Here is a 22,158-nt window from a genome sequence, read left to right on the forward strand (position 1 = left end):
GTCATCTCAATTTTAATCCTTAAGTATGGCTCGATTTTTACATCTGTCTGATGTTCATCTAGGATTCGATCGCTACGATAATGCCGATCGCACGAAGGATTTCTTTTTTGCGTTTCAGGATGCTCTGGAGAAATATGCGATCGCCGAATCTGTGGATTTTGTCATCATTGCGGGAGACTTATTCGAGCATCGCCAAATTCTACCGGCAACCCTGAACCAGGCTCAGATTGGCTTAGAATTGCTGCAAAAGGCTAATATTCCGGTGTTGGCGATCGAGGGCAATCATGATAACCTCCCCTATGGCACTAGAACCAGTTGGTTGCGCTATTTAGCCGATAGTGGGTTGCTGATTTTACTCGAACCCAATGCTGACCAAGCTTACGATCGCTGGACTCCGGAAACACAGCAGGGAGGCTATATCGATCTGCCTTGTGATGTTAGGGTGATTGGATCTCGCTGGTATGGTGCATCTGCTCCGAAGGCGATCGCTCAGTTGGCAGAGTCGATTCAAAAGTTGCCCACTCCCCCCACCTATCAAATCATGTTATTTCACCATGGTTTAGAGGGGCAAATTTCGCGCTATTCGGGGGCACTCAAATATGAGGAGTTACAACCGCTCAAGGATGCGGGAATTGATTATTTGGCGTTGGGCCATATTCATAAACAGTATACGGCCGAAGGATGGATTTTTAATCCTGGCTCTACGGAAGCCAATAGTATTGCCGAAGGGCAGGATCAAAACCCTAGAGGTGTGTATTTAGTTACTCTGGAGGAGGGGGAAATTCAGGCTGATTTAAAGCGAGACTATTATCAGCGACCGATTGTCCGCCTTAAGTTAAAGGTGAATAAGGAGCAAACGCAAGAGGAAGTTGAAGAAGCGGCGGTGGAGAAGGTGAGTAAGGAAAAAGACAAGATGAGGGGGGCGATCGTTGAACTGCGAATTGAGGGACAATTGGGATTTAATCGCTTAGATATTAATGTGCGTCAATTACGGCAAAAATTACATGAAAAAAGTGAAGCGCTGATTTTCTTGCTCAAATATGAAGTCACCGGAACGGAATATGAAAGTCCTTTCCCCAAAGGTGGAGACCCCCCAAAACGGGAAGAGATTGAACAACAAGTTTTTGAGGATTTACTCAGCGCCAATACCAATTATCAGCATCAAGCCGAACCTCTAGCCAAAGGCTTAAGAGTGCTAAAACAACAGGTTTTAGACAGCGAACATCCCTCTGTTCTCTATCAGTTTGTCGAGCAATTATTGACAGAGAAAGAGTAGGGGCTTGCATACAGCGCTTTGCGCTTTTAAGTAATGAGTAATGAGTACAGAAGAGGGGTATTTATGACGAGGATTGCCGACAGGAGCGCCGTTGGCGATCGATTTGCGGTTCTTGCCAAGAAAAAGCAAAATGACTAATGGCTGAAATGCGGCCCTGCCACCGTTGCAAATCACGCATCTGAGCTTCTAAAGAGGGACGATTTCTGTAATCTCGTCCCCATTGTCCGGCTAAGACGGGCTTAACTTGCACATTTTGAGCCGCCATACTTAACACCCGCTCCACCTGTTCGGTAATACACTCGGTTCCGCCACAAACACCGTAGGACATGGGATGCCATTCCATAGAGGCGGGGAATCTGTCCCAAGGTTGCAGGCGGGAATCATAACCTTTGCCCACTACTTTGTTAGCATCAGGGAAAAAGACCGCTCCGGTGGGTAACCCTTGCCGTTGAGCCGGGGCACTGGCGAGAACCAGAAAATCGATCACCCCTTGCAGAGCATGGGCAACACTGAGTAACCAGAGTTCCTGTTGTAGGCGGTTTTGCTGTTGTCTTAAACTGAGGGAGCCTTGGGGAGTATTGCGACCTTGCCACAGGGGTTGCCCTTCTTGGGGATAGCGCTGCTTGGCGGCTTGCAGATCGTCAATGGTAATGTATCCTTTGCTGATATAGGCTTGAATGATGTATTGACCCTGGTTATTCGTGGCCCGTTGATAGAGCGCCTGTTGGGAGGCGGGGCCATAAATCCATAAATCTTGGACTTTGGTGGCGACGGAAGCGGGGCCGGTGAGCCGAGGATAGCGAATATAGTCAAAGAGCATCCCATCAGGCTGACGTTTGAGGATGGAGTTGACTAAATAATAATAATCTCGTTTGGCTTGGGGATGATAGGGATCGATAAATACATTCTGGCTGTCGCCTCCGGTGAGATCGTAGCCGGTGTCTTTTGCGTCATGAACGGAGAGGCTGGTTTGGTTGTTGCCGTTGCGGGCTAGGGCTTGTTGGCGATCGCCCAACAAACTATAGTTATAACCAAAGTTCATGGAAAAGAGCCAGGCATAAGCCCGTAACCCCCGTTCTCTAGCTTTCTCAATGGCTAGGGCTAACAAATCAGCATTTTCCTGCCCCTGAAGCCGAACTACAGAGGGCCAAGGGGTGGGATTATCGTTGGCGGGTAAGAGAACCTGACCGTTAAAAAAGGCTTCAATATAGACCTCGTTATAGCCCTTATTGACAATCTCATCCATCACCCGATCTAAGTTTCCGTTAAATAAATCACAGGGATAGAGGCGCAGCCAAATGGCTTGGGTTTGGGGCCAAGTGCGGGCGCGGCAATTTTGCAGTTGGGCGGTATGTTGTTGAACTAAAGCTTGATAGCGCTGTTGGGCTTCAGGATTTCCACTCAGGGCGGCTTGGCGTGCCTGTTCTTTTGCTTGCCGCTCTTGATTGGATAACTGACAGTGGGCATTGACAGCCGCAGAGCCGGGTTTGACCTGGGTCAGGGTTCCTAAAATGGGGGAGAGAAGCAGAAATAAGGCCAGCCAAAGATTGAACTTGTAAGGTCTCAAGAAGGGAGAAGTCATGAAAAACAGATCGAGTGGGTTGCAGGAGTTGGTAGGGGTGGGTTCTCCCCGATCTAGGATACCGAAGATCGATGAGGTGAATTCGCCCTAAGACTACCGATCATTGTACCGAGTGAAGGGGGGAAAATCTGGATGAGGCGATCGCCAGTTATATGAGTCCGATAGGAGATCCGTAGTTTACCGAATCTTCATATCCATGTGAAGAGTTGGTGAAGAAGGGGATTTAAGCTAGTCACGAGCAAAACTGGCAGCTTAAATTAGGGATATGACATGCACTCAATCTTATTCAAACCCCTAAACGTGCGCTACCCAGGAGAAATAATTATGAAATCCTCTCAAGTTTTTGCAGCGATAATGCCCCGCATCGCTGGCGCGATCGCCACTACCACCACCTTAAGCTTACTCTCTATGACCAGCGCCGCCCAAGCCTTCACCATTGGCGGCCATCTCAATGGAGCTGAATTTGACGACTTAGGTTTAGACATTCCCTGGGCAGCAGAAAGCCGCATTGGTCGTGTAGGAGACCATGAACTGAATATTCACGACCATACCAACAGTTCCCAAAATCGGGTGCAAGCCAACTATGATAGTTGGGTAAGTGGTGAAGCGGTTGATTTTTCCTTAGCCTTTGACAGTCTGCTCAATACCCTCACCTATACCGTCGCTGGTATTGAACTGAGCAAAACCGAGATCTTCGAGGATAATTTTTCCGACCTCTACATCCGCACCAGCGCTCGCAAGGAAGGAACCAGTATGGTGGTGGATAACTTATTCTTGAGTGATGAAACCATGTCATCCGCTATTGGCGCTTTCTCTAGCGCCTCTTGTTCAAGTGGAGTCGGTTGTGGCTACGTTGATGCTGACTATCTTCACATCGGCAATATCGTCGGTGACTTTACCCTCACAGGACAATCAACCATGACTTGGTTAGAAGGCGCGAAACCCAATAATTCTAATCTCGCCTATCAGATTAAATTGGTTGAAGGAGATCCAGGGGTTTCTGTTCCAGAACCCGCTACCTTGTCTCTGTTCTCTCTCGGTTTAGTGGGTTTGTTGGCTGGTCGCAAACGCCGTCAATCTTAATGAAGATTCACTGAGAGTAGAGGGTATTTTATAGTCCCTTTGAAGGTTGCCATTCTCCCTGGAGGGTGAAAGCTGCCCAGAAGTAAGGCAGTTGGTATTCTTCGCTATTCCAAAGTTCTAGCTGGGCAGCTCGGAGAGCGGCGGCGGGCGAGAGGTTGTTTTGCAGCATGTTTTGATACAGGTGAATCATCAGTTGGGCGGTGGCGCGGTCATCGACTTGCCAGAGACTAACGATCGCCCGTGCCGCACCCGCATAGAGGAAGCCTCTAGTCAGTCCAATTAAGCCTTCACCCCGAACCGCTTTTCCGAGTCCCGTTTCGCAGGCGCTGAGAACCACGAGTTCAGCGCGAAGATCGAGGTTATAGATCTCGTGGAGACGGAGAAAACCGTCGATCGCCTCTCCTTCGGGGTTGAGCAGAGAAAGAACTAAGCCGGAGAGTTCCGGGGTGATACTGTTGAGCAGTCCATGGGTGGCAAAGTGGAGGATGCGATATTGGCTGATGTCGGGACTGGTAGCGATCGCCTTAGACGCTTGGAACCCAAAGCCTTGGGTTGTTTGTTCTGGGGGCAATAGGGCGAGAATTTCTTCAGCTTCTGCTTGGGTAAAGGGGAGGCGATCGAAAATGAGTCCCGCTTCTCTAGCCGATCGCTCTAACTCTGGTGGTAAAAAATTTTCTGCGGGTTGAGTTTCAAGTTTAAGCCGGTTGTCTTGGGGACTAAACACCGGATCGGCAAGGATCGCTAGGGTTTTGGGGGCGGGTTGGCGTTGGGCAATATCCTGCCTGAGTTGACCGAGACTAGAGGCACTGGGAAGGGTGACGAGTTCATAATCAACAATCAGAGGGGTATAGGTATTTACAGAAGCCGGAGCAGCGATCGCCGCCCAAGGAATGTATTGTAGTCCCCCATCACTGATAATTGCCAGCCGTTCCCCCTCCAGATAGGGAGCAATGGGGTCTAAAATCATGGTGCTGAGGATGTGCGCTGCTCCTTCTGTGCGTCGTCGGCGAATTCTGAGGGTGGGAGCAATCACCGCTTCCCGAAACTCGGCGGCAGCTTTTTCGATCGCCTCTCGGCTCGGCAGTTGGGCACTATGCAAACCATTAGAATTTAAAACCCATACAGTGCTGCGCTCTTTTCCCAGAGCATAGGTGATGAGAGTCGTATCCCGATCCACGACTTGCTGTTGCATCTGCGCCACAGTCAGGGGTTGGGGTTGGGTGAGGTTGGCGTAGTGGGGACTGGTGGCACGGATACGAGCGCGAACATCGCGGTAAGTGAGTAATAACTCTTCTATTTCTCGATCGAGTTGTGCCGCTAGATCGGCTTGATAATGGTTTCGCAGCAGCCTAAGTTTTCGCTCTTCTAGGGCGGATAGTTGCTCTCTGAGGTCTGTTTCTTGTGCAACCAGTGCCGGATCGACTCCCGTATGCAAGTCAATTTTAGCTTCTGTGAGCAAGTCCAGGAGCGATCGCCCACTGGCTCGTTCTTTGGCTTCTAAAGCTTGAGCATCATATCCGCGATCGGGGTTATTTCGATGAAGCTCCATGAGCAGATCGATATAAAACTCATAATACTCTTGCTTGCTGGCAAAAAATGTGCTTCTGAGATCCTGGGCACTGACGCGGGTTCGCAGATCCTCGATCAAGGTAAGGGCGCTTTCTATAGTCGTTTGAGCCAGTTCGAGATCCCCGTGTTGGCGCTGCGCTTGGGCAATAGAATAGAGTGTCAGGGCTTCCTTGGGGCGATCGCCCACCTGTCGCCGTAATTCCAGAGCCTGGTTATAGTAAGTTAGGGCTAACTCTAAATCGCCTTGTTGGGCATAAACATAGCCCAGATTATTTAAGGTACTCGCTTTTCCGGCGCGATCGCCCAATTTTTCCCATAACGGCAGCGCATTCACATAAGTTGCTAAAGCATTATCGAGCTTATCCAACTTCGCATAGACAAAGCCAATATTATTAAACGTACTCGCCTTTCCCCTTAGATCCTCCTCCTCTTGCCACAGTTCCAGGGCATCCTGATAGTAAATCAAAGCTTGGGAATAGCGCTCCAAATCGCTATAAGTTCCACCAATATTATTTAACGTTGCGGCGATCGATTTTGAATTGCCCAACTCCTTCACTAACTCCAAAGCGCGGTTGTAGGTAGCAAGCGCCTGGTTATAGTCCCCCAACTCCGTATAGACGACACCAATATTATTCAACGTCGCCGCCTCTCCCGTTTGGAAATTGACACTGCGCCAAACCCCCAACGCCTGATTATACATATCCAAAGCCTCTTGGGTGTTAGAGAGCTTTGTATGCACCTGCGCCAAGGACAACAGCACACTGGCTTCGGTTTGGGGACGACTAGCCGTTCTCGGTAAAAGCTGGTTATAAAGGGAGAATGCTTGGTCAAACTCCCCCAACTCGCGATAGGTTAACCCCATCCAATTGAGGATGATGATTTCCTGGGCAGTATTTTCACTCTCTTGCGAAAGCTTGAGTGCCACTTCCCAAGACTTCAGCGCCTCCCGCAGTCCCGTGGCTGTTCCTTGGGTATAGTGTTTCATCCCTTCTCGGAACATCTCCATAGCTTCTGGGGAACTTTCCACCCCCCAGGCTAGGGGTTCTGCATGGGGACGGTGAGGAGCGAACGGAATTGGGGCGAAAAGTTTTTCGCCCCCAATTGCCAAAAGTATGCCCAATAGGACAGCGAAGAGCCACAGCCTGAAACGGGTTGGAGTTAAGCGATTGAAACTCATATTATTTTATACATTTGAAAATCATCAACCTATGAATACTCTGCCCAGAATTTCTCGTATTCTTATCAGCAGTTTACTCGCGAGTGGAACAATTTTCTGTTCTCCCCTCTCTAGCTTGGCTCAAATTAACCAAGCTGAAGTGAACGAAATTTTAGATAGTGAAGAAGTCTTCATCGAAGAAAACCCCGCCAAAGTGGAAGATCAAGCCGATTTTGGCCAAGCCGTGGTTACCCAAGAAGCTAGAGCGGGTCTAGAGTTTAATAATGGAGCTGTGGGTCGTTTGGGAAGTCATTCTTCGGTTACCGTCGGTCAATGTGTGGAAGTGAAAAATGGTCAATTGCTGGTGAGCGGGCCAGTTGATGGTTGTATTGCCGGTTTTTTAGTCAATGTTCAAGGAACGCTTTATCTTTTAGAAATAGATGCGGAAAATAATGGCAATATCAAGGTTTTAGAAGGTACAGTTTCAGTCATTCCCCAAGGAGCGTTAGACGCGGTTGAACCGGTGATTTTAAGCGCGGGTCAAAAGCTGCCCGTGGTGGGTAATCTTTTAGGACAAATTCAGGATATTACCCCGGAAGAATTCGCCCAAATTGTTGCGGGTGAACTGTTCCAGGGCTTTACGATACCGGTGACTGTAGAAGGGGCCCTGCGATCGGTTTGTCTACAATTATTTGGGGATTTAGGCTTTACTTGTACTGCCCAAGGAATTCCGGTTCCTGCACCCCCAGTTCCGGTTCCCAGTGTTCCCAGATTACCCTTTTAATGATTATTTTTATTCAATTTTGTAGGGGCAGGTTCTCCCAATACAGGGAAAAGTGCTGTATTGGCGGAATGGGGGAGCCTCAGCAACAGTCTTAATCTAGGTTTGGGTACTTTCACTTGGAAGCGCTTTTTTGCAGGGTCTGCACTTCTGCTAGAGAAATACGGGGATTTAGGCGATCGCCACCAGTCGATCCCGTTTGTTTTTTGATCGAGAAGACTTTATAATCCGTAAAGGTATAGACTTTTGGCAATGCATAATCCCAAAAGCAAGGATAAAGCTTATCCTATTCTTTTAGGTTGCTTAAGTCTAACTTATGTTTTTCTCCTAAATGGATGATCGTCTCACCCATGAACACCTTTAGTCAAACGATTTGGTTAGTCCCGATGTATGCCGTATTCGGTGCATTATTGACCATTCCTTGGTCACCGGGCTTAATTCGTAGCACCGGCCCTCGGCCGGCGGGTTACATTAACTTATTGATGAGTTGTGCCGCATTTATCCATAGCCTCCTCGGTTTACGGGAAGTCTGGGATGCACCGACCCACTACTCCCTCAATTGGCTCCATGCGGCCAATCTGAATATTACGTTTGATGTGGAAGTTTCCGCCACCACCGTCGGCGCGTTAGTGGTGATTTTGGGCTTGAATATCCTTACCCAAATCTATGCCATTGGCTACCTGGAAATGGATTGGGGTTGGCCCCGGTTCTATGCGCTCCTGGCGGTGTTTGAAGCAGGGATGGCTACCTTGATGCTGACCAATTCCCTATTCTTCAGCTATGTGATGCTGGAAATCCTCACTTTGGGAACCTATCTGCTGATTGGCTTTTGGTTTAATCAGTCTCTGGTGGTGACTGGCGCGAGAGATGGGTTTCTGACGAAGCGGGTGGGGGACTTGGTGCTGCTGATGGCGGTCGTTGCCCTCTATCCCCTGGCGGGAACCTGGAATTATGATGAGTTAACGGTTTGGGCTTCTTCGGTGGAACTGAGTCCCACGGTTGCCACCTTACTCGGTTTAGCGTTGCTGGCCGGGCCGTTGGGTAAATGCGCCCAATTTCCCCTACAACTGTGGCTCGATGAAGCTATGGAGGGGCCGATGCCTGCGACGGTACTGCGAAATTCGATCGTGGTTTCTACGGGGGCTTGGGTGCTAATTAAGATGCAGCCGGTTTTGGAGTTATCGCCGTTGGTGGTGAAGGCAGAAATTGCGGTGGGCGCGTTTACTGCGGTGACCTGTGCGGCGATCGCCTTAGCCCAAGTGGATATTAAGCGGGTATTTTCCTATGCGACCAGTAGTTATTTAGGCATCGTGTTTATTGCGGTCGGTACGGGCAACAGCCAAGGAGCGCTGATGCTGCTGCTGACCTATGCGATCGCCATGGCGCTGATGTTAATGGCAGTAGGTGGTATTATCCTTAACAATGTTGCCCAAGATATTACTCAACTGGGTGGCTTGTGGTCTCGTCGTCCCATTTCTGGAATTTGCTATGTTGTGGGCGCTCTCTCCTTGGTCGCTGTTCCTCCCCTGGGCTGTTTCTGGGGATTAGCAAAAATTGCCCAAGGTTTACCCCCAACCTTATTAATGGTTTTGTTAGTCGTTAATGGCTTAACTGCGTGCAGTTTAGCGCGAGTCTTCGGGCACTTGTTCACCGGCTCCATTACCGACTGGACGAAGCGATCGCCAGAAGGTCTATGGGCCTTGGTGCTGCCGATGATGATTTTACTTGGTGTCGCTCTCCATTTACCCCAATTACTGGCCGTTGTAGGACTATTACCGGGTCTAGCTTTGGTTACTCAACCGGCTTCCTTACTCTTGATTGGCTCGACGGCGATCGGTGCAGGAGTGGGATTATACCTCTATGGGGGTGACAGAATTCCCAAACCCATTAAGCTCCCGGTTCCAGCCATTCAAGATTTCTTTGCCTATGATTTATATACCGCCAAACTCTATAAAGTCACCGTGATTGCCCTAGTCGGATTTATGGCTAAAGTGATTGATTGGTGCGATCGCACCTTAGTCGATGGAGCCGTTAATTTTGTCGGCCTGTTCACCATTGCTAGTGGCGAAAGCTTGAAATACAACACCACCGGACAAGTGCAGTTTTATGCCCTGTCCATCCTCTTCGGTACACTCCTCTTTGGACTCTTACTCGTGTATCCCCTGCTCTTTGGCCTACCTCAATAACAATCAACTGTTGTCATTCCTATGCTCTCTGCCTTACTCCTAATTCCTGTATTGGGCGCGATCGCCATTTATCTGTCTCCTAAACCCGAATCCAGTCGGGCGATCGCCACAGTTGCCAGTCTCGCCAGTTTCGGTTGGAGCCTCTATTTACTCAGTCAATTTGACCTCAACCCAAGGGGACTGAGCGTAGTCCAATTTAGTGAATTCCATATTTGGATTCAACCCCTGGGCCTAAACTACAGTGTTGGTGTAGACGGCCTCTCCTTACCCCTACTGGTTCTCAATGGTCTTTTAACCCTCATCTCCCTCTATACCAACCGCAAAGATCTCGATCGCTCCCGGCTCCATGACAGCCTGATCCTCCTGATTAATGGCGGAATTGCGGGCGCTCTGATGGCCCAAAATCTGCTCTTATTTATCATCTTCTATGAATTAGAACTGATTCCCTTTTATCTACTGATCGCCATTTGGGGAGGAGAAAAACGGGGGTATGCTTCCACCAAGTTTCTGCTCTATACCGCCATTTCTGGCTTAACGGTGATTGTGGGATTCTTGGGGGTTGTGTTCCTGGGTGACACCGGTAGCTTTGAGTTTAGCCATCTGCAAATCGACGATCTCGATCTGATTACCCAATTGATTCTGTTGAGTGCCCTCCTGATTGGGTTTGCCATTAAAACGCCCCTGGTTCCCCTGCATACCTGGATGCCGGATGCCTATGTAGAAGCCTCCCCCAGTACCACGGTGCTGCTCGGTGGTATTTTTGCTAAGTTGGGAACCTATGGCTTATTGCGCTTTGGGCTGCAACTGTTTCCCGTGGCTTGGCAAACCATGGCTCCAGGTTTAGCGATTATTGGGACAGTGAGTGTGATTTATGGGGCGTTAAGTGCGATCGCCCAACGGGACATTAAGCGCATGGTCGCCTATAGTTCCATTGGTCACATGGGGTATATCCTCGTGGCGGCGGCTGCGGGGACTGAATTGAGTGTATTGGGGGCGATCGCCCAAATGATTGCCCACGGCCTCATTCTCGCCCTCCTCTTCTTCCTCGTCGGCATCGTCGAACAAACCACCGGAACCCGCGATCTCGATGTCCTCAACGGCCTAATGAACCCCATTCGCGGCCTACCTCTAACCAGTGCCCTGCTCATTTTAGCCGGAATGGCCAGCGCCGGTATCCCCGGTTTAGTCGGCTTCGCTGCTGAATTTGTCGTCTTCCAAGGCAGCTTCGCCACCTTCCCTATTCCCACCCTGATCTGTATCCTCTCTTCAGGATTAACCGCCGTCTACTTCGTCATCCTCATTAACCGCACTTGTTTCGGCAAGTTAGACAACCAGAAAGCCTATTATGCCCGCGTTACCCTGAATGAACAATGGCCAGCCCTAGTGCTAACGGCCATTATCCTCTTTTTAGGCATTCAACCCAACTTCCTCCTGCGCTGGATGGAACCCACCACCAACCGCATTGTCGCTGAGTTGCATCAACCCAAAGTTACTCATATTGCTGCTCTGGAGAGATAGGGAGATAGGGGGATGGGGGGATAGGGAGATAGGGGGATCTCATCTTGCCTATTACCCATTCCCTATTACCCATTCCCTATTACCCATTCCCTAATTACCCATTCCCTATAAAAAACCATGACTACAACTCTAGATTCATCAACCACAAAAATCCCTCCTTCAACCCACAAATACGCCGAAGTCATCCATCGCCTAGAAGCCGGTGGCTCCATGTTGCCGGACACCCCCGAAAACCTGATGCAAATTATCGGCATTTATAAAGCCTATGCCGTACCCATGGATTTCTATTGGCGGGATTTGCTCTACATTGCCGAGCGGGTGTTTCTAGACCCTTTACCCTTCTTTAAATACTTCTTACCCCAAGAATATTTAGACCTGCCCAATCATTACGCTGGAGACACCGCAGATTTTCGGGTTTGGCAAAAGGGAGAAGCCAGCGCTCACCCCGAATTATTAGAATTTATGGACAAGGGAGAACTCAAGAAAAAGCTCCCAAAAATATTCCATCATCTCTGGCACGATCGCGTTAACATGGAATTCGCCGAAGCCTGTATGCGAGCCATGCTCTGGCATCAGGGCATGGGCGGCCAGTTTTATGACTACCTGGAGAGCGACGAATATATCGCCAACTGCGATAAAGCCATTAAAGCCTATTTCAAGGGCAATCCCTTGATGTTGGGACTCTATAAGCTGTTCCCACAAATGTTCTACGAAAAGGTGCGCGAACTGTCCTATTACGCCAACTTGGGCTTATTCTGGGAAGTCATGGCTCCCGTCTTCTTTGAAATGAGCGATCTTTATGATGCCGGAGAGTTCAAAACCGTCCCCGATGCCATGAATTTTCTGGTTAATGGCATCTTCATTGCCGCCGGACGACCCATTTATCACCATGTCTATATTGGCGATGAATGTTATGAAATCATTCCCAAATCAAAAGGGTTTATGTGGCTCTATGAAGCCGCCCTGCCCTATGTCGAAGCCGTGTTTTACCGGACGGCTCCCTTCCGAGGCACTAAATCCTACAACGCCCAAGCCAAACAAGTTCCAGAAGAGCAAAAAGACTTTCACTATGGCATTCTCTACGCCGATGTCTTCCCCGTGGGAACCGCAGGCATCCCCCCCACACTGCTGATGCAGGATATGCTCCACTTTCTCCCCCCCTATCTAGAGGAGTATTACCAAAAATACTGTCGGGGTGAAGATGATATGCTGATTCAGTTGGGCATCACCTTCCAGCGATCGATGTACAATGTTACCTCGGCGGTCATTCAAGCCTTAAGAGTCGCCCTACTCTATCCCTTAGATGACCCCAACCCCGAACACTTATTAAAAAATCGCCAATTCTTTGAAGCCCAAATGGACAGATTCCTGCGTCCAGAAGCCCGTTTATCTGATATCCAAAGCCAAGATTATCGTTAACGGACTGAATCCCAAGAAACAAAGTTTTCCCTCTTGCCTCTTGCCTTTTGCCTTTTGCCTTTTGCCTTTTGCCTTTTGCCTATTCCCCATTCCCTATTCCCCATTCCCTATTCCCTATTACCCATTCCCGAAAACATGCCAAATATTGTTGAAATTGCCGTTAGTAATGATGCCTTCTCGACTCTCGTCACTGCGGTTAAAGTGGCGGGGTTAGTCGAGGCCTTGCAACAACCTGGCCCGCTCACGGTTTTTGCCCCCAATGATGATGCCTTTGCCAAATTATTACCCGGAACAGTAGAGAGTTTGGTGCAGAATATTCCCCAACTTCAGCGTATCCTGACCTATCATGTGGCTGCCGGACGCTATACCACAGCAGAATTAAAGGATCTAGAGAGTGTAACTTCTCTGGAAGGTTCTCCTATTCCTATTCGTTGTGGTGAAATTTTTGAAGTGAAAAATGCCACAGTTTTAGCCCCAGATATTGAAGCGACTAATGGCATTATTCATGTGATTGATACAGTGATTTTGATGGGGTAATATCAAGTCCGGTTAAAGACTGGTCATTGCGACCATAGGGACGCAATCCCTGCAATTTGCGAGATGATCGAGATTGCTTCCCTGCGGTCGCAATTACAATTCTAACCCATAGATTAATGTTGTACCTCATAACAGTGCAAAGCGCTGTATTTTCTGCCAAAATAAGGAGACGGCATTGCCGTCTCCTTATGGAAATAAAGAAATTGGCGAAGGGATTACTTGACTTGCTGGCATCATAGTCCAGGGATTCCAGGTTCATAGGATAAAAATCGCGACAATTTTCAATCCAGGGCAAATAGCAAAACGGTTTATAGAAATGTTGATGAACTTTGCAGGTTTCGTAGAAATGGTATTATTGAAGTCCTAACCGAGTTTAACAGCAGGGCCGGCTAATATGATTCATCAACTCAGCGATCGCCATGCCATTGAGGGCCAACTCAAGTTTATAGAGGGCAAAACCCTATTCAGACCCGATCAAATGGTATCCGGTTCTGAAGCAATGGCAGACTTTCCCGTTATCCAAATTGAGAATAACTTCGCCAAAGCCGCCATTTCCCTTTATGGGGGTCATATCCTCTCCTTTCAACCCGTCACCGAATCCGAAGATCTCCTATTTCTGAGCGAAAACGCCATCATCCAATCTGGAAAAGCCATTCGCGGTGGGATTCCCGTCTGCTGGCCCTGGTTCGGCCCCCATCCCGAACGATCCGATCTTCCCAGTCATGGATTTGTCCGCAATCGGTTTTGGTCAGTCTTATCCACCGGAACCACTCCAGAAGGAGAAACCCAAATCCAACTCGGATTAACCGACACTCCAGAAACCCGCGAACTTTGGCCCCATGCTTGGGAATTAGTCCTTGATATTGTCGTCGGCGATACCTTAACCGTCAGTTTAATTACCCGCAACCGAGGCAATGAACCCTTTACCATTACCCAAGCCTTACATTCCTATTTTCAGGTGGGTAGTATTAATGGGGTGAGAATTTTAGGTTTAGATCGAACAGAATATATGGATAAAGTAGACGGTGGAGCGCAAAAATATCAAGCGGGAGTGGTAGAGATCGCCTCAGAAGTCGATCGCATCTACACCCATGTTCCGCCTAAACTTGTCGTTGATGATTCCACCTGGAAACGCCAAATCGAGGTACTCTCTCAAGGGAATAGCAGCGCTGTTGTTTGGAATCCCTGGTCTGAGAAATCAGCAAAATTTCCAGATTTAAGCGACGATGACTATCTTCGCTTTGTCTGTGTTGAAACCACCAACGCCGGCCCCGACCAGATTCAAGTTTTACCCGGAAATGAACATCGATTAGAATCAAAGATTAGGAATTGAAAATATACCCTGTGAGCGTGCCCTGAACAAGGGGCTTCAGCCCCTTGTCCTTCAAGACAGAATGGTTTCAATTCTTACTCATTACTCATTACTTAACAGCGCAAAGCGCTGTAAACACTTGGCCAGATTTTCCCACGTGAATGGTGTCCAGAAACTGATTGAACACCAGGAACACCCATCATTATGCCAGTAAAACTTTCATGCCAGCCAACTATTACAGAATGTGTTTATACTCTCCTCAACTTTAATTGGGGTCGATTTATGGACTATTTAAGGAAAGGTTAAAACCCGGTTTTTTTGCATTGCTTTTTGCCTTCCCAAGATACCAGCAAATTAATGCTATCCTGAACTCAGACTATTTCTACTTGTTACCCTGGTTCGTCTCATTATGGCTGCTTTAACCCTCGACCTCAGTCCGATCGCCACTTTAACCCGCAGTGAGTTCCGCAAGCTCTGTGCTGCTAACCCCGATCGCCACCTCGAACGCAGTCCCCAAGGAGAACTCATTATCATGTCCCCAACCGGTGGAGAAACTGGCCATCGTAACTTTTGTATCGCTGGGCAGCTCTATGTATGGAGCCAAACCAACGGTGAAGGTAAAGCATTTGACTCCTCGACTGGGTTTGAGCTGCCATCCGGGGGCGATCGCTCTCCCGATGTTTCCTGGATACCCCTAGAAACATGGAACGCTCTCACCCCCCAAGAGCGCAAAGGCTTTTTACCCCTATGTCCCGATTTTGTTATCGAGCTGCTTTCCCCCTCCGACTCTTGGACAGCAGGACAACGAAAAATGGAAGAATATCAAGCCAATGGTTGTCGTTTAGGCTGGTTATTAGACCCCAAAGGCAAGCGAGTGGGAATCTATCGCCCTAATCAACCGGTAGAAATTTTGCATCAACCTGCAACCCTTTCTGGAGAAGATGTATTAATCGGATTTGAATTAGATGTAGAGTTTTTGTGGGTCTAGTACCGTAGTGCGAGCATCTTGCTCGCTGCCTTTTCCTAAGATCTTACTGGCTTTTCCTAAGATTTTAATACCTTTTCCTAAGATCTTGCTGGCTTTTGAACCCTAGAGAGCAAGACTTTTGAACCCCAGGGAACTCCTAAAGCTGGCTTTTGCTAACTATCTCCATTCTCACCAAATAAGGCATCTAAATCGCGATATCCACTGACAATACGAACAATCACAATCCCTTCATCATGAGGGTAGTAAAATACAATGTAGTCTGCTACCAAAAATCCTCTTAAATTCGGCCTAATCTTGTCATACCGCTTACCCATATTGGGGAAATTAGCAACTAACTTGCATTTTTGCCGAATCGCATCAAAGAGATTACTGGCAGAGGAATGATTATTCTGGGCAATATAATCGCAAATTTTATTAATGTCTCCGATCGCATCTTCGGAAAATTGATAATTGGCCATTATTTCAATCCGAACTCATTTCGCAATCTAGCTTGTAATTGCTCGAAAACTAATTCTCCATCGGTGACATTACCCTCCAGAATCTGTGCAGTCGCACTATCAATTTTTTGACGTAACTCTTCTAGTTGACTATTGGTTTCATTGTCTTCTTCAGCTAAGATAATCACCTCAACCCTTTGACCGGGGGCAAAAGGTAGATCCGATAAAACCAACTGTTCTGGATTGTCAATAGTGACATATTTTTTGTAAGCATTCATGATTTGAATCTCCCGAATTGAGATTGATACAGATGTAGTTATTTTGCCATCTCTTCAAAGGGTCACCTGCCTAGGAGATAATCCTTGCTTTCAATACTATCCTAAACTCAGGCTATTCCTAATTTGTACCCTGGTTCATCTCATTATGGCTGCTTTCCCCCTCCGACTCTTGGACAGGAGGACAACGAAAAATGGAAGAATATCAAGCCAATGGTTGTCGTTTAGGCTGGTTATTAGACCCCAAAGGGAAGCGAGTGGGAATCTATCGACCCCATCAACCCGTGCAAATTCTGCATCAACCGTTAACCCTTGTTCCGTGTTTATATGTTGTTCCGAGTTCTTATTTATTACGAGGATTTAATAAATTGATTTACGGTGTTAATCAATTTCAATTCTTTTCTCCTTCCGGATAATTGGCAAATTTCCTATTCATTGAACCCGGAGAGTGACAGAAAAGCAATAAAAGCACAATGGAATGAATAATTATAAACAAGTTTCAGCCGAGAAGGGGAAGGAGTTGTTTATTGCCAATAGTGCTGAATAATGTAGGGGATTTCCGACCGGAAATCCCCTACAACCTGGTCTGATTATGAATTGAATCAACTATAATTTGCCAATTAACCCTTCTACCTGTTCTTTAATTTCCCCCCGCACTCGGCGAAAGGTTTCTAGGGGTTGACCGTCGGGATCGTCGAGTTGCCAATCTTCAAAGATTTCTCGTAAAACCCAATCTTGGGGGAGATTCACTCCACAGCCACAGAGAGAAATTACGGCATCATAGTCTTCAGATTTAAAGTCACTAATGGGATCGGAGGTTTGACCAGTAATATCAATGCCAATTTCTTTCATTACTTCGATCGCCGTCGGATGGACTCTAGAGGCTTCTAAACCGCAACTGGTCACTTCAATTTTATCTTTACCTAGGGTGCGAGCAAAGCCTTCTGCCATTTGGGAACGGCAGGAGTTGCGTTTACAGACAAACATAACTTTTTTCATGGAAATGACCTCAAACTATCTCAAAGAATCAATACAGCGCGGATCGAGTAAAGTTGCTTTTTCTGGATTTCGAGGAAACCAAAAAGCTGTTTTTTTACAAATTTCTACTAATAGCAACATCACTGGGACTTCGATTAAGACTCCCACAACGGTGGCTAAAGAAGCGCCAGAATTAAGACCAAACAGCATCACGGATGTGGCAATCGCGACCTCAAAGTGATTGCTTGCACCAATTAAAGCAGCAGGGGCTGCATCTTCGTAGGTCAGATTGAGTTTGAATGCCAGAACATAAGTGATTAAAAAGATAAAGTGGGTTTGAATAAACAAGGGAACTGCAATTAATAAAATATGCAGGGGGTTATTGACAATCAGTTCTCCTTTAAAAGCAAAAAGTAAAACTAAAGTTAATAACAGAGCTGTTGTGGCAATGGGACTCAGGTAGTGTAAAAAACGACGCTCAAACCAGTCTTTTCCTTTGTACTTAAATATCCAATAACGACTATAAATTCCAGCCGCTAAAGGCAAACCTACATAGATTAAAACTGAGAAGACGATGGTTTGCCAAGGAACCACTAAATTATTGACTGAAAGCAGCCATTTCCCCAGGGGAGCATAGAGGAAGAGCATGGCTAATGAGTTGACAGCAACCATGACTAGAGTATGCCCTTGATTGCTATAGGAAAGATATCCCCACATGAGTACCATTGCTGTACAAGGTGCAATTCCTAATAAGATGCACCCGGCAATATAGGAATTAGATAGGGTGACTTCTGAACCTCGAATGATCTCCGTTGAGTTTAATAGGGGTGAAAAAAACCAGCCTAAAAAGAACTGGGCAAAAACGACCATTGTAAAGGGTTTAACTAACCAATTAATGACTAATGTCAAAAGTACAGGTTTAGGATTTTTTGAGGCTTTCACTGCTTGGGAGAAATCTATTTTTACCATGATCGGATACATCATGAAAAATAGGCATATCGCAATGGGAATGGAAACATTATAGACACTCATTGAGTCTAAGGTTTCTGCTACTCTAGGAAAGGTACGCCCTAATATAATACCGAGAATAATACAGACAGCCACCCAAAGGGTAAGGTAAGCTTCAAAGATACTGAGTGTTCCTCCCGCTTTGACTGCCTTGGGGTTAACTTTATTCGTCATAGACTTTTCTTTCCTTTTATGTTAATACTGGGCTTGCTTACGCATTAGCTCGGCGATCGAAAGTCCAAATTGAGATTGTCCTTCAAAAACCGTGCCGACTTCCCCTTCATTATACGTGACTTCGTTAATATGATAAACCTCATCTGGTAGCGGCACATAACCGACTTCTGCTGCAATTCCCGATGCTTGTTCTAAATAGTAATACACGAATTCCCTCATCGCTGCGTTTTCTTGAGCTGCCGCTAGATTAATATAGATAAATAAGGGACGAGCAAGAGGCTGATATTCACTGTTTTCTACCGTTTCTCTAGAAGGAAAAACAGGGCCCTTACCACTATCGACACCTAGGGCTTTTAGCTCATCTTTATTTTGTTCGTAATACGCTAATCCAAAATAACCTAAGCTATTGACATCTGAGCTGATTTGTTGCTCAAGTAATATATCATCTTCACTGGCAATATAATCACTACGACTCGATCCCGCCGTTCCCACAACTGCTTCAGTAAAATAATCATAAGTTCCTGAATCCGTACCCGGGCCATATAATTTTAAAGGAGCATTGGGCCAAGAGGATCGAATTTGATTCCATCGGGTAATGGTTTGTTGCGCTTCGGGTTGCCAAATTTTTCGCAATTCATTGATTGTAATGTCCTCAATCCAAGTATTTTGAGGATTTACGACTACAGTAATCGCATCAAAGGCAATAGGAAGTTCAATATAAGCCACTTTTCCCTGTTTACAGGCTTCCATTTCTGATAGGCTAATCGGTCTAGAGGCGTTATTAATATCTGTTTCTCCCGCACAAAATTTATCAAATCCTCCCCCAGTCCCCGAAAAGCCTACCGTTACTTCTACCGGAACACTTTGACCTTGGTTAAAGCGGTCGGCAGCCATTTTGGTAATGGGATAAACGGTACTTGAACCATCAATATTAATCGGTTGATAGGATTGAGGCGTAGAAGATTGACACCCATTGAGTAAGGAAGTAGACACTAGAGCTAAAATGAAGAACCCTATAAAGGGTTTAACCGTTTTCAGAAAGAATCGCATAATTCCCCACTCTGCCATTAGAGACCCACTTGTTATCATTTCAAAAAATGGTCAAATTTAAGTTAAATTTAGGTTAAATTAAAGTTAAAAATTGGTAAAAAATATAGAGAATTCTAGCTATAAGGTTTCTAAAAAGGGAGGAATGGGACAATCTAAGAGGATAATAATGGTGCGTAAGAGTTCGGCCTCTTCGATATTCACTTGATGATTAAATAATACGGTATGGGCACAACCTTCAACAATGGCTTGTTTTAATTTTGGGGTTGTATTCATCAGTCGTCTAAGACTGCGACGAATACTGATAATATTGGTGGGAATGAGTTGGTTAGGAAGCGTTTTTTTAGCTGTGCCAGGTAGCTGTTTTAATCCTGATAAAAAAGCCTGAATTGCTTGCTGTTCATTCGGATGTCCGACTTCGGCTAAGGCCGATAAAATGATCAGACAATCATTCCAAATTTCATGGACGGTTGTCGATACAGTTTTGGGGTTACGAGTGGGGTGGAAATAGGGGGCGAGACGATGGAGTAAAACGACCTGTAAAGTGTATTCTGATAAGGATAATTTTCCGTCGGCATCAATGAGGGTTTGCACTTGTTGACTGAGATGTTGATAAGAGTCAAGGGATAAAGTTCTGAGGAGGGGAATGGTTAAGTCAATCAAAGGTAAACGGTAGCGAGGGTTTAAGTCTTCAAAATAGGGGAAAATCTGCCAGAGATGATCGAGGAGTTCTGGGGGTTCGGTGGCTCTGAGGTGGCTGATTTGGCGCTCCTGAATAGATTTATCCTGTGTGTTGAATAACAGTCCATAAATGAGGGCTTGGCAACCGGGTTCAGATTTGAGGGCGGTTTTAATGGTTTCTGGAAGTTGAGCGAGTAAGGATTGGGCATAGTTGAGATGGGCGCGGTCAGTTGTGCCAATTTCAGGGACAATTGATTTAGGATTGGCGCGAAGGGTTTTCTGTGGTAATTGACTGATTTCTGGGGTTTCTAAAGTGGCGCTGAGTGGCTTTTCTGGTGGGGCAATATCCTCTGATAATGCGCCAGAGGGCAAGTTTTCTAAGCGTTCAATCCGCTCGGTGAGGGGGGGATGGGTGGCAAAGAAGCGTTGATTGAAGTGGCGGATGGCTTCACCAAAAAATAGATGGCTGGCTTCTTCGGCTGTGGGGGTTTTGATTTTTGAGCCGTCTTTTAATTCGCCAATTTTACGCAGAGCGCCGGAGAGTCCGAGGGGATTGCGGGTGAATTGAACTGCACTTGCATCGGCTAAAAATTCTCGCTGACGAGAGATGGCGCTTTTAATCATTCTGCCGCAGAGGAAGCCGATATATCCAATGCCTAAAAGGGCTAAACCGGCAATTATGAGAAGACCTTGTTTTTTTCGGTTCACCCTAGGGCCATTGTTTATGACTTCTAACATTGTGCGCCCTAAAATGTGGATGAGTAAAATACCTTGGATAATTCCCATCAGATATAAGTTTAGCCGCATATCGCCGTTGATAATATGGCTAAATTCATGGGCAATGACTCCTTGAAGCTGATCGCGGGAGAGTTCTTTTAAGCAGCCTTGGGTTACGCCAATGACGGCATCGTTGATGGTAAATCCGGCGGCAAAGGCGTTGATGCTGGGTTCATGATCGAGGAGGTAGACGGGGGGAATGGAGGTTCCGGAGGCGATCGCCATTTCTTCGACTACATTCAGCAGTCGTTGCTCCGAGAGATCGGGGGTGTCGGGTTGCACCAAACGCCCGCCCAGACTAAAGGCTACGATTTTGCCCCCCGCTCGCAATTGCAGGATTTTATGGCCGCTGCCAAACCCGACAACCAGCAATACAGCGAAGGTAATGAGGATGAGTAATTCCGGTGAAATGAGCGATCGCCTCGTTTGCAACTCCATGTAAGTGATGATGGCGACTACAGAATACAGAGCCAGGATCATCCCCAAAATGGCGATCGCAAACAAGAAAATCAGATAAACCGTTTTCCGCCGTGCTTGCTCTTGATGCTCAAAAAAGTTCATCGTTGTCTAGGACACATTTATAATGTCCCCTCTCCTGTGGGAGAGGGGGTTGGGGGTGAGGGCTATACCTCATTGAATAGAGAAAGGCTATATTAAACTTCATCGTTTTCTAAAACGAAACCGTAGGCGCATTTTTCACATCGGGATCGGTTTCTTGCAATAACTGCGCCGCCCGAAAATTAAACAAACCGGCAATAATATTACTGGGAAACACTTGGCGCTTCGTGTTGTAGAGCGTCACCCCATCATTAAACGCCTGACGCGCAAAGGCAATCTTATTTTCCGTCGATCGCAACTCTTCCATCAACTGAGCCATATTTTGATCCGCCTTCAAATCTGGATACGCCTCAGCTAAAGCAAACAACCGCCCCAGAGAACCCGTCAGCGCCGCCTCTGCATTGCCTAACGTCTGCATCGCGGCTGCATCGCCTGGCGCTTGAGCCGCTTGGGAAGTCGCCGCTACCGCCGCATTTCTGGCTTGAATGACAGCCTCTAATGTTTCCCGCTCATGCTTCATGTATCCTTTCACCGCTTCCACCAAATTGGGAATCAAATCATGACGGCGGCGCAACTGCACATCAATCTGAGCAAACGCATTCTCATAGCGGTTGCGTAGCTTAACCAAAGAATTATATGCGTCAATGACAATAGATGCGATCAATGCCACCAACGCCCCTAGAACGCCTAGGGTAAGGACGATCTGTGCCATAGGATGAGACCCCTTTTAGATGGTATTATATCAGGGGTTGGAGGCACGACTGGGCTAGGGGAGATAGCGATCGCCTCTTTTTGCACGCTCCCTTAATTCATAGA

20 protein-coding genes are annotated in these 22,158 nt (G+C 47.0%); 10 read left to right on the forward strand and 10 right to left on the reverse strand.

Annotated elements, in window-relative coordinates:
* Positions 1 to 25 precede the first annotated feature (25 nt).
* On the forward strand, positions 26 to 1,276 hold the full coding sequence (locus tag PMG25_RS21145) for a metallophosphoesterase family protein (RefSeq protein ID WP_283768880.1): 1,251 nt from the start codon (positions 26 to 28) through the stop codon (positions 1,274 to 1,276).
* A 61-nt stretch (positions 1,277 to 1,337) separates the two neighbouring features.
* On the opposite strand, the gene PMG25_RS21150 is transcribed toward PMG25_RS21145, so the two are convergent.
* Positions 1,338 to 2,858, reverse strand: a complete 1,521-nt coding sequence (locus PMG25_RS21150) for a family 10 glycosylhydrolase (protein WP_283768881.1) — start codon at positions 2,856 to 2,858, stop codon at positions 1,338 to 1,340.
* A 324-nt stretch (positions 2,859 to 3,182) separates the two neighbouring features.
* Between PMG25_RS21150 and PMG25_RS21155 the strand changes: the two genes are divergently transcribed.
* On the forward strand, positions 3,183 to 3,941 hold the full coding sequence (locus tag PMG25_RS21155; RefSeq protein ID WP_283768882.1) for a PEP-CTERM sorting domain-containing protein: 759 nt from the start codon (positions 3,183 to 3,185) through the stop codon (positions 3,939 to 3,941).
* Between the two features lie 28 nt (positions 3,942 to 3,969).
* Here the strand turns inward: PMG25_RS21155 and PMG25_RS21160 are convergent, their stop codons facing one another.
* Positions 3,970 to 6,687: a CHAT domain-containing tetratricopeptide repeat protein gene (locus PMG25_RS21160; RefSeq protein ID WP_283768883.1), complete on the reverse strand. Its 2,718-nt coding sequence runs from the start codon at positions 6,685 to 6,687 to the stop codon at positions 3,970 to 3,972.
* Positions 6,688 to 6,718: 31 nt separating this feature from the next.
* Between PMG25_RS21160 and PMG25_RS21165 the strand changes: the two genes are divergently transcribed.
* A complete protein-coding gene (locus tag PMG25_RS21165; RefSeq protein ID WP_283768884.1) occupies positions 6,719 to 7,450 on the forward strand; it encodes a hypothetical protein in 732 nt (243 codons plus the stop codon).
* Between the two features lie 112 nt (positions 7,451 to 7,562).
* Here PMG25_RS21165 and PMG25_RS21170 read toward each other — a convergent pair whose 3' ends face one another.
* The gene (locus PMG25_RS21170) at positions 7,563 to 7,700 is read right to left on the reverse strand and encodes a hypothetical protein (protein WP_283768885.1); all 138 of its coding nucleotides are present in this window, start codon (positions 7,698 to 7,700) and stop codon (positions 7,563 to 7,565) included.
* Between the two features lie 97 nt (positions 7,701 to 7,797).
* On the opposite strand from PMG25_RS21170, the gene PMG25_RS21175 reads away from it, so the two are divergent.
* The 6 genes from PMG25_RS21175 (at position 7,798) to PMG25_RS21200 (ending at position 15,407) form a co-directional block, all read left to right on the forward strand.
* Positions 7,798 to 9,633 (forward strand): NAD(P)H-quinone oxidoreductase subunit F, encoded by a 1,836-nt coding sequence (locus PMG25_RS21175; protein ID WP_283768886.1) that lies wholly within the window; start codon positions 7,798 to 7,800, stop codon positions 9,631 to 9,633.
* 21 nt (positions 9,634 to 9,654) lie between these two features.
* The gene (locus PMG25_RS21180) at positions 9,655 to 11,151 is read left to right on the forward strand and encodes an NADH-quinone oxidoreductase subunit M (protein ID WP_283768887.1); all 1,497 of its coding nucleotides are present in this window, start codon (positions 9,655 to 9,657) and stop codon (positions 11,149 to 11,151) included.
* Positions 11,152 to 11,268: 117 nt separating this feature from the next.
* Positions 11,269 to 12,570, forward strand: coding sequence for a CO2 hydration protein (locus PMG25_RS21185; protein ID WP_283768888.1), 1,302 nt, complete (start codon positions 11,269 to 11,271; stop codon positions 12,568 to 12,570).
* A 135-nt stretch (positions 12,571 to 12,705) separates the two neighbouring features.
* Positions 12,706 to 13,107 carry a fasciclin domain-containing protein gene (locus tag PMG25_RS21190; protein ID WP_347178904.1) on the forward strand — a complete coding sequence of 134 codons (402 nt, stop codon included), beginning with the start codon at positions 12,706 to 12,708 and terminating at the stop codon, positions 13,105 to 13,107.
* Between the two features lie 394 nt (positions 13,108 to 13,501).
* On the forward strand, positions 13,502 to 14,440 hold the full coding sequence (locus PMG25_RS21195) for a D-hexose-6-phosphate mutarotase (RefSeq protein ID WP_283768890.1): 939 nt from the start codon (positions 13,502 to 13,504) through the stop codon (positions 14,438 to 14,440).
* A 388-nt stretch (positions 14,441 to 14,828) separates the two neighbouring features.
* Entirely contained in the window at positions 14,829 to 15,407 is a 579-nt protein-coding gene (locus tag PMG25_RS21200) for a Uma2 family endonuclease (protein ID WP_283768891.1), read from the forward strand.
* A 152-nt stretch (positions 15,408 to 15,559) separates the two neighbouring features.
* Here PMG25_RS21200 and PMG25_RS21205 read toward each other — a convergent pair whose 3' ends face one another.
* On the reverse strand, positions 15,560 to 15,865 hold the full coding sequence (locus PMG25_RS21205; RefSeq protein WP_283768892.1) for a type II toxin-antitoxin system RelE/ParE family toxin: 306 nt from the start codon (positions 15,863 to 15,865) through the stop codon (positions 15,560 to 15,562).
* A complete protein-coding gene (locus PMG25_RS21210; RefSeq protein WP_283768893.1) occupies positions 15,865 to 16,122 on the reverse strand; it encodes a hypothetical protein in 258 nt (85 codons plus the stop codon). Before PMG25_RS21210 ends, PMG25_RS21205 begins: the two co-directional genes overlap by 1 nt.
* A gap of 149 nt (positions 16,123 to 16,271) precedes the next feature.
* Here PMG25_RS21210 and PMG25_RS21215 point away from each other — a divergent pair, with 149 nt between their 5' ends.
* Positions 16,272 to 16,535 carry a Uma2 family endonuclease gene (locus PMG25_RS21215; RefSeq protein ID WP_283768933.1) on the forward strand — a complete coding sequence of 88 codons (264 nt, stop codon included), beginning with the start codon at positions 16,272 to 16,274 and terminating at the stop codon, positions 16,533 to 16,535.
* A gap of 190 nt (positions 16,536 to 16,725) precedes the next feature.
* On the opposite strand, the gene arsC is transcribed toward PMG25_RS21215, so the two are convergent.
* The 5 genes from arsC to PMG25_RS21240 all read right to left on the reverse strand — a co-directional run bounded on the left by arsC (position 16,726) and on the right by PMG25_RS21240 (position 22,054).
* Positions 16,726 to 17,118, reverse strand: coding sequence for an arsenate reductase, glutathione/glutaredoxin type (arsC, locus tag PMG25_RS21220; RefSeq protein ID WP_283768894.1), 393 nt, complete (start codon positions 17,116 to 17,118; stop codon positions 16,726 to 16,728).
* A gap of 15 nt (positions 17,119 to 17,133) precedes the next feature.
* Positions 17,134 to 18,279, reverse strand: a complete 1,146-nt coding sequence (gene arsB / locus PMG25_RS21225) for an ACR3 family arsenite efflux transporter (RefSeq protein ID WP_283768895.1) — start codon at positions 18,277 to 18,279, stop codon at positions 17,134 to 17,136.
* A 21-nt stretch (positions 18,280 to 18,300) separates the two neighbouring features.
* Complete coding sequence (locus tag PMG25_RS21230) at positions 18,301 to 19,329, reverse strand: PstS family phosphate ABC transporter substrate-binding protein (protein WP_283768896.1); 1,029 nt, start codon at positions 19,327 to 19,329, stop codon at positions 18,301 to 18,303.
* 117 nt (positions 19,330 to 19,446) lie between these two features.
* Positions 19,447 to 21,345: a M48 family metallopeptidase gene (locus tag PMG25_RS21235; protein ID WP_283768897.1), complete on the reverse strand. Its 1,899-nt coding sequence runs from the start codon at positions 21,343 to 21,345 to the stop codon at positions 19,447 to 19,449.
* Between the two features lie 109 nt (positions 21,346 to 21,454).
* Positions 21,455 to 22,054, reverse strand: coding sequence for a LemA family protein (locus tag PMG25_RS21240; RefSeq protein ID WP_283768898.1), 600 nt, complete (start codon positions 22,052 to 22,054; stop codon positions 21,455 to 21,457).
* Positions 22,055 to 22,158 lie beyond the last annotated feature (104 nt).

The sequence above is a fragment of the Roseofilum capinflatum BLCC-M114 genome, from assembly GCF_030068505.1.
Classification (GTDB): domain Bacteria; phylum Cyanobacteriota; class Cyanobacteriia; order Cyanobacteriales; family Desertifilaceae; genus Roseofilum; species Roseofilum capinflatum.

Bases quoted from the DNA above. Each gene is read 5' to 3' on its own strand.
- PMG25_RS21175 (WP_283768886.1), top strand. From the start codon at position 7,798: ATGAACACCTTTAGTCAAACGATTTGGTTAGTCCCGATGTATGCCGTA.
- PMG25_RS21195 (WP_283768890.1), top strand. From the start codon at position 13,502: ATGATTCATCAACTCAGCGATCGCCATGCCATTGAGGGCCAACTCAAG.
- PMG25_RS21150 (WP_283768881.1), bottom strand. From the start codon at position 2,858: ATGACTTCTCCCTTCTTGAGACCTTACAAGTTCAATCTTTGGCTGGCC.
- PMG25_RS21180 (WP_283768887.1), top strand. From the start codon at position 9,655: ATGCTCTCTGCCTTACTCCTAATTCCTGTATTGGGCGCGATCGCCATT.
- PMG25_RS21145 (WP_283768880.1), top strand. From the start codon at position 26: ATGGCTCGATTTTTACATCTGTCTGATGTTCATCTAGGATTCGATCGC.
- PMG25_RS21230 (WP_283768896.1), bottom strand. From the start codon at position 19,329: ATGCGATTCTTTCTGAAAACGGTTAAACCCTTTATAGGGTTCTTCATT.
- arsB (WP_283768895.1), bottom strand. From the start codon at position 18,279: ATGACGAATAAAGTTAACCCCAAGGCAGTCAAAGCGGGAGGAACACTC.
- PMG25_RS21160 (WP_283768883.1), bottom strand. From the start codon at position 6,687: ATGAGTTTCAATCGCTTAACTCCAACCCGTTTCAGGCTGTGGCTCTTC.
- PMG25_RS21205 (WP_283768892.1), bottom strand. From the start codon at position 15,865: ATGGCCAATTATCAATTTTCCGAAGATGCGATCGGAGACATTAATAAA.
- PMG25_RS21185 (WP_283768888.1), top strand. From the start codon at position 11,269: ATGACTACAACTCTAGATTCATCAACCACAAAAATCCCTCCTTCAACC.
- PMG25_RS21210 (WP_283768893.1), bottom strand. From the start codon at position 16,122: ATGAATGCTTACAAAAAATATGTCACTATTGACAATCCAGAACAGTTG.
- PMG25_RS21165 (WP_283768884.1), top strand. From the start codon at position 6,719: ATGAATACTCTGCCCAGAATTTCTCGTATTCTTATCAGCAGTTTACTC.
- PMG25_RS21190 (WP_347178904.1), top strand. From the start codon at position 12,706: ATGCCAAATATTGTTGAAATTGCCGTTAGTAATGATGCCTTCTCGACT.
- PMG25_RS21200 (WP_283768891.1), top strand. From the start codon at position 14,829: ATGGCTGCTTTAACCCTCGACCTCAGTCCGATCGCCACTTTAACCCGC.
- PMG25_RS21155 (WP_283768882.1), top strand. From the start codon at position 3,183: ATGAAATCCTCTCAAGTTTTTGCAGCGATAATGCCCCGCATCGCTGGC.
- PMG25_RS21235 (WP_283768897.1), bottom strand. From the start codon at position 21,345: ATGAACTTTTTTGAGCATCAAGAGCAAGCACGGCGGAAAACGGTTTAT.
- PMG25_RS21240 (WP_283768898.1), bottom strand. From the start codon at position 22,054: ATGGCACAGATCGTCCTTACCCTAGGCGTTCTAGGGGCGTTGGTGGCA.
- arsC (WP_283768894.1), bottom strand. From the start codon at position 17,118: ATGAAAAAAGTTATGTTTGTCTGTAAACGCAACTCCTGCCGTTCCCAA.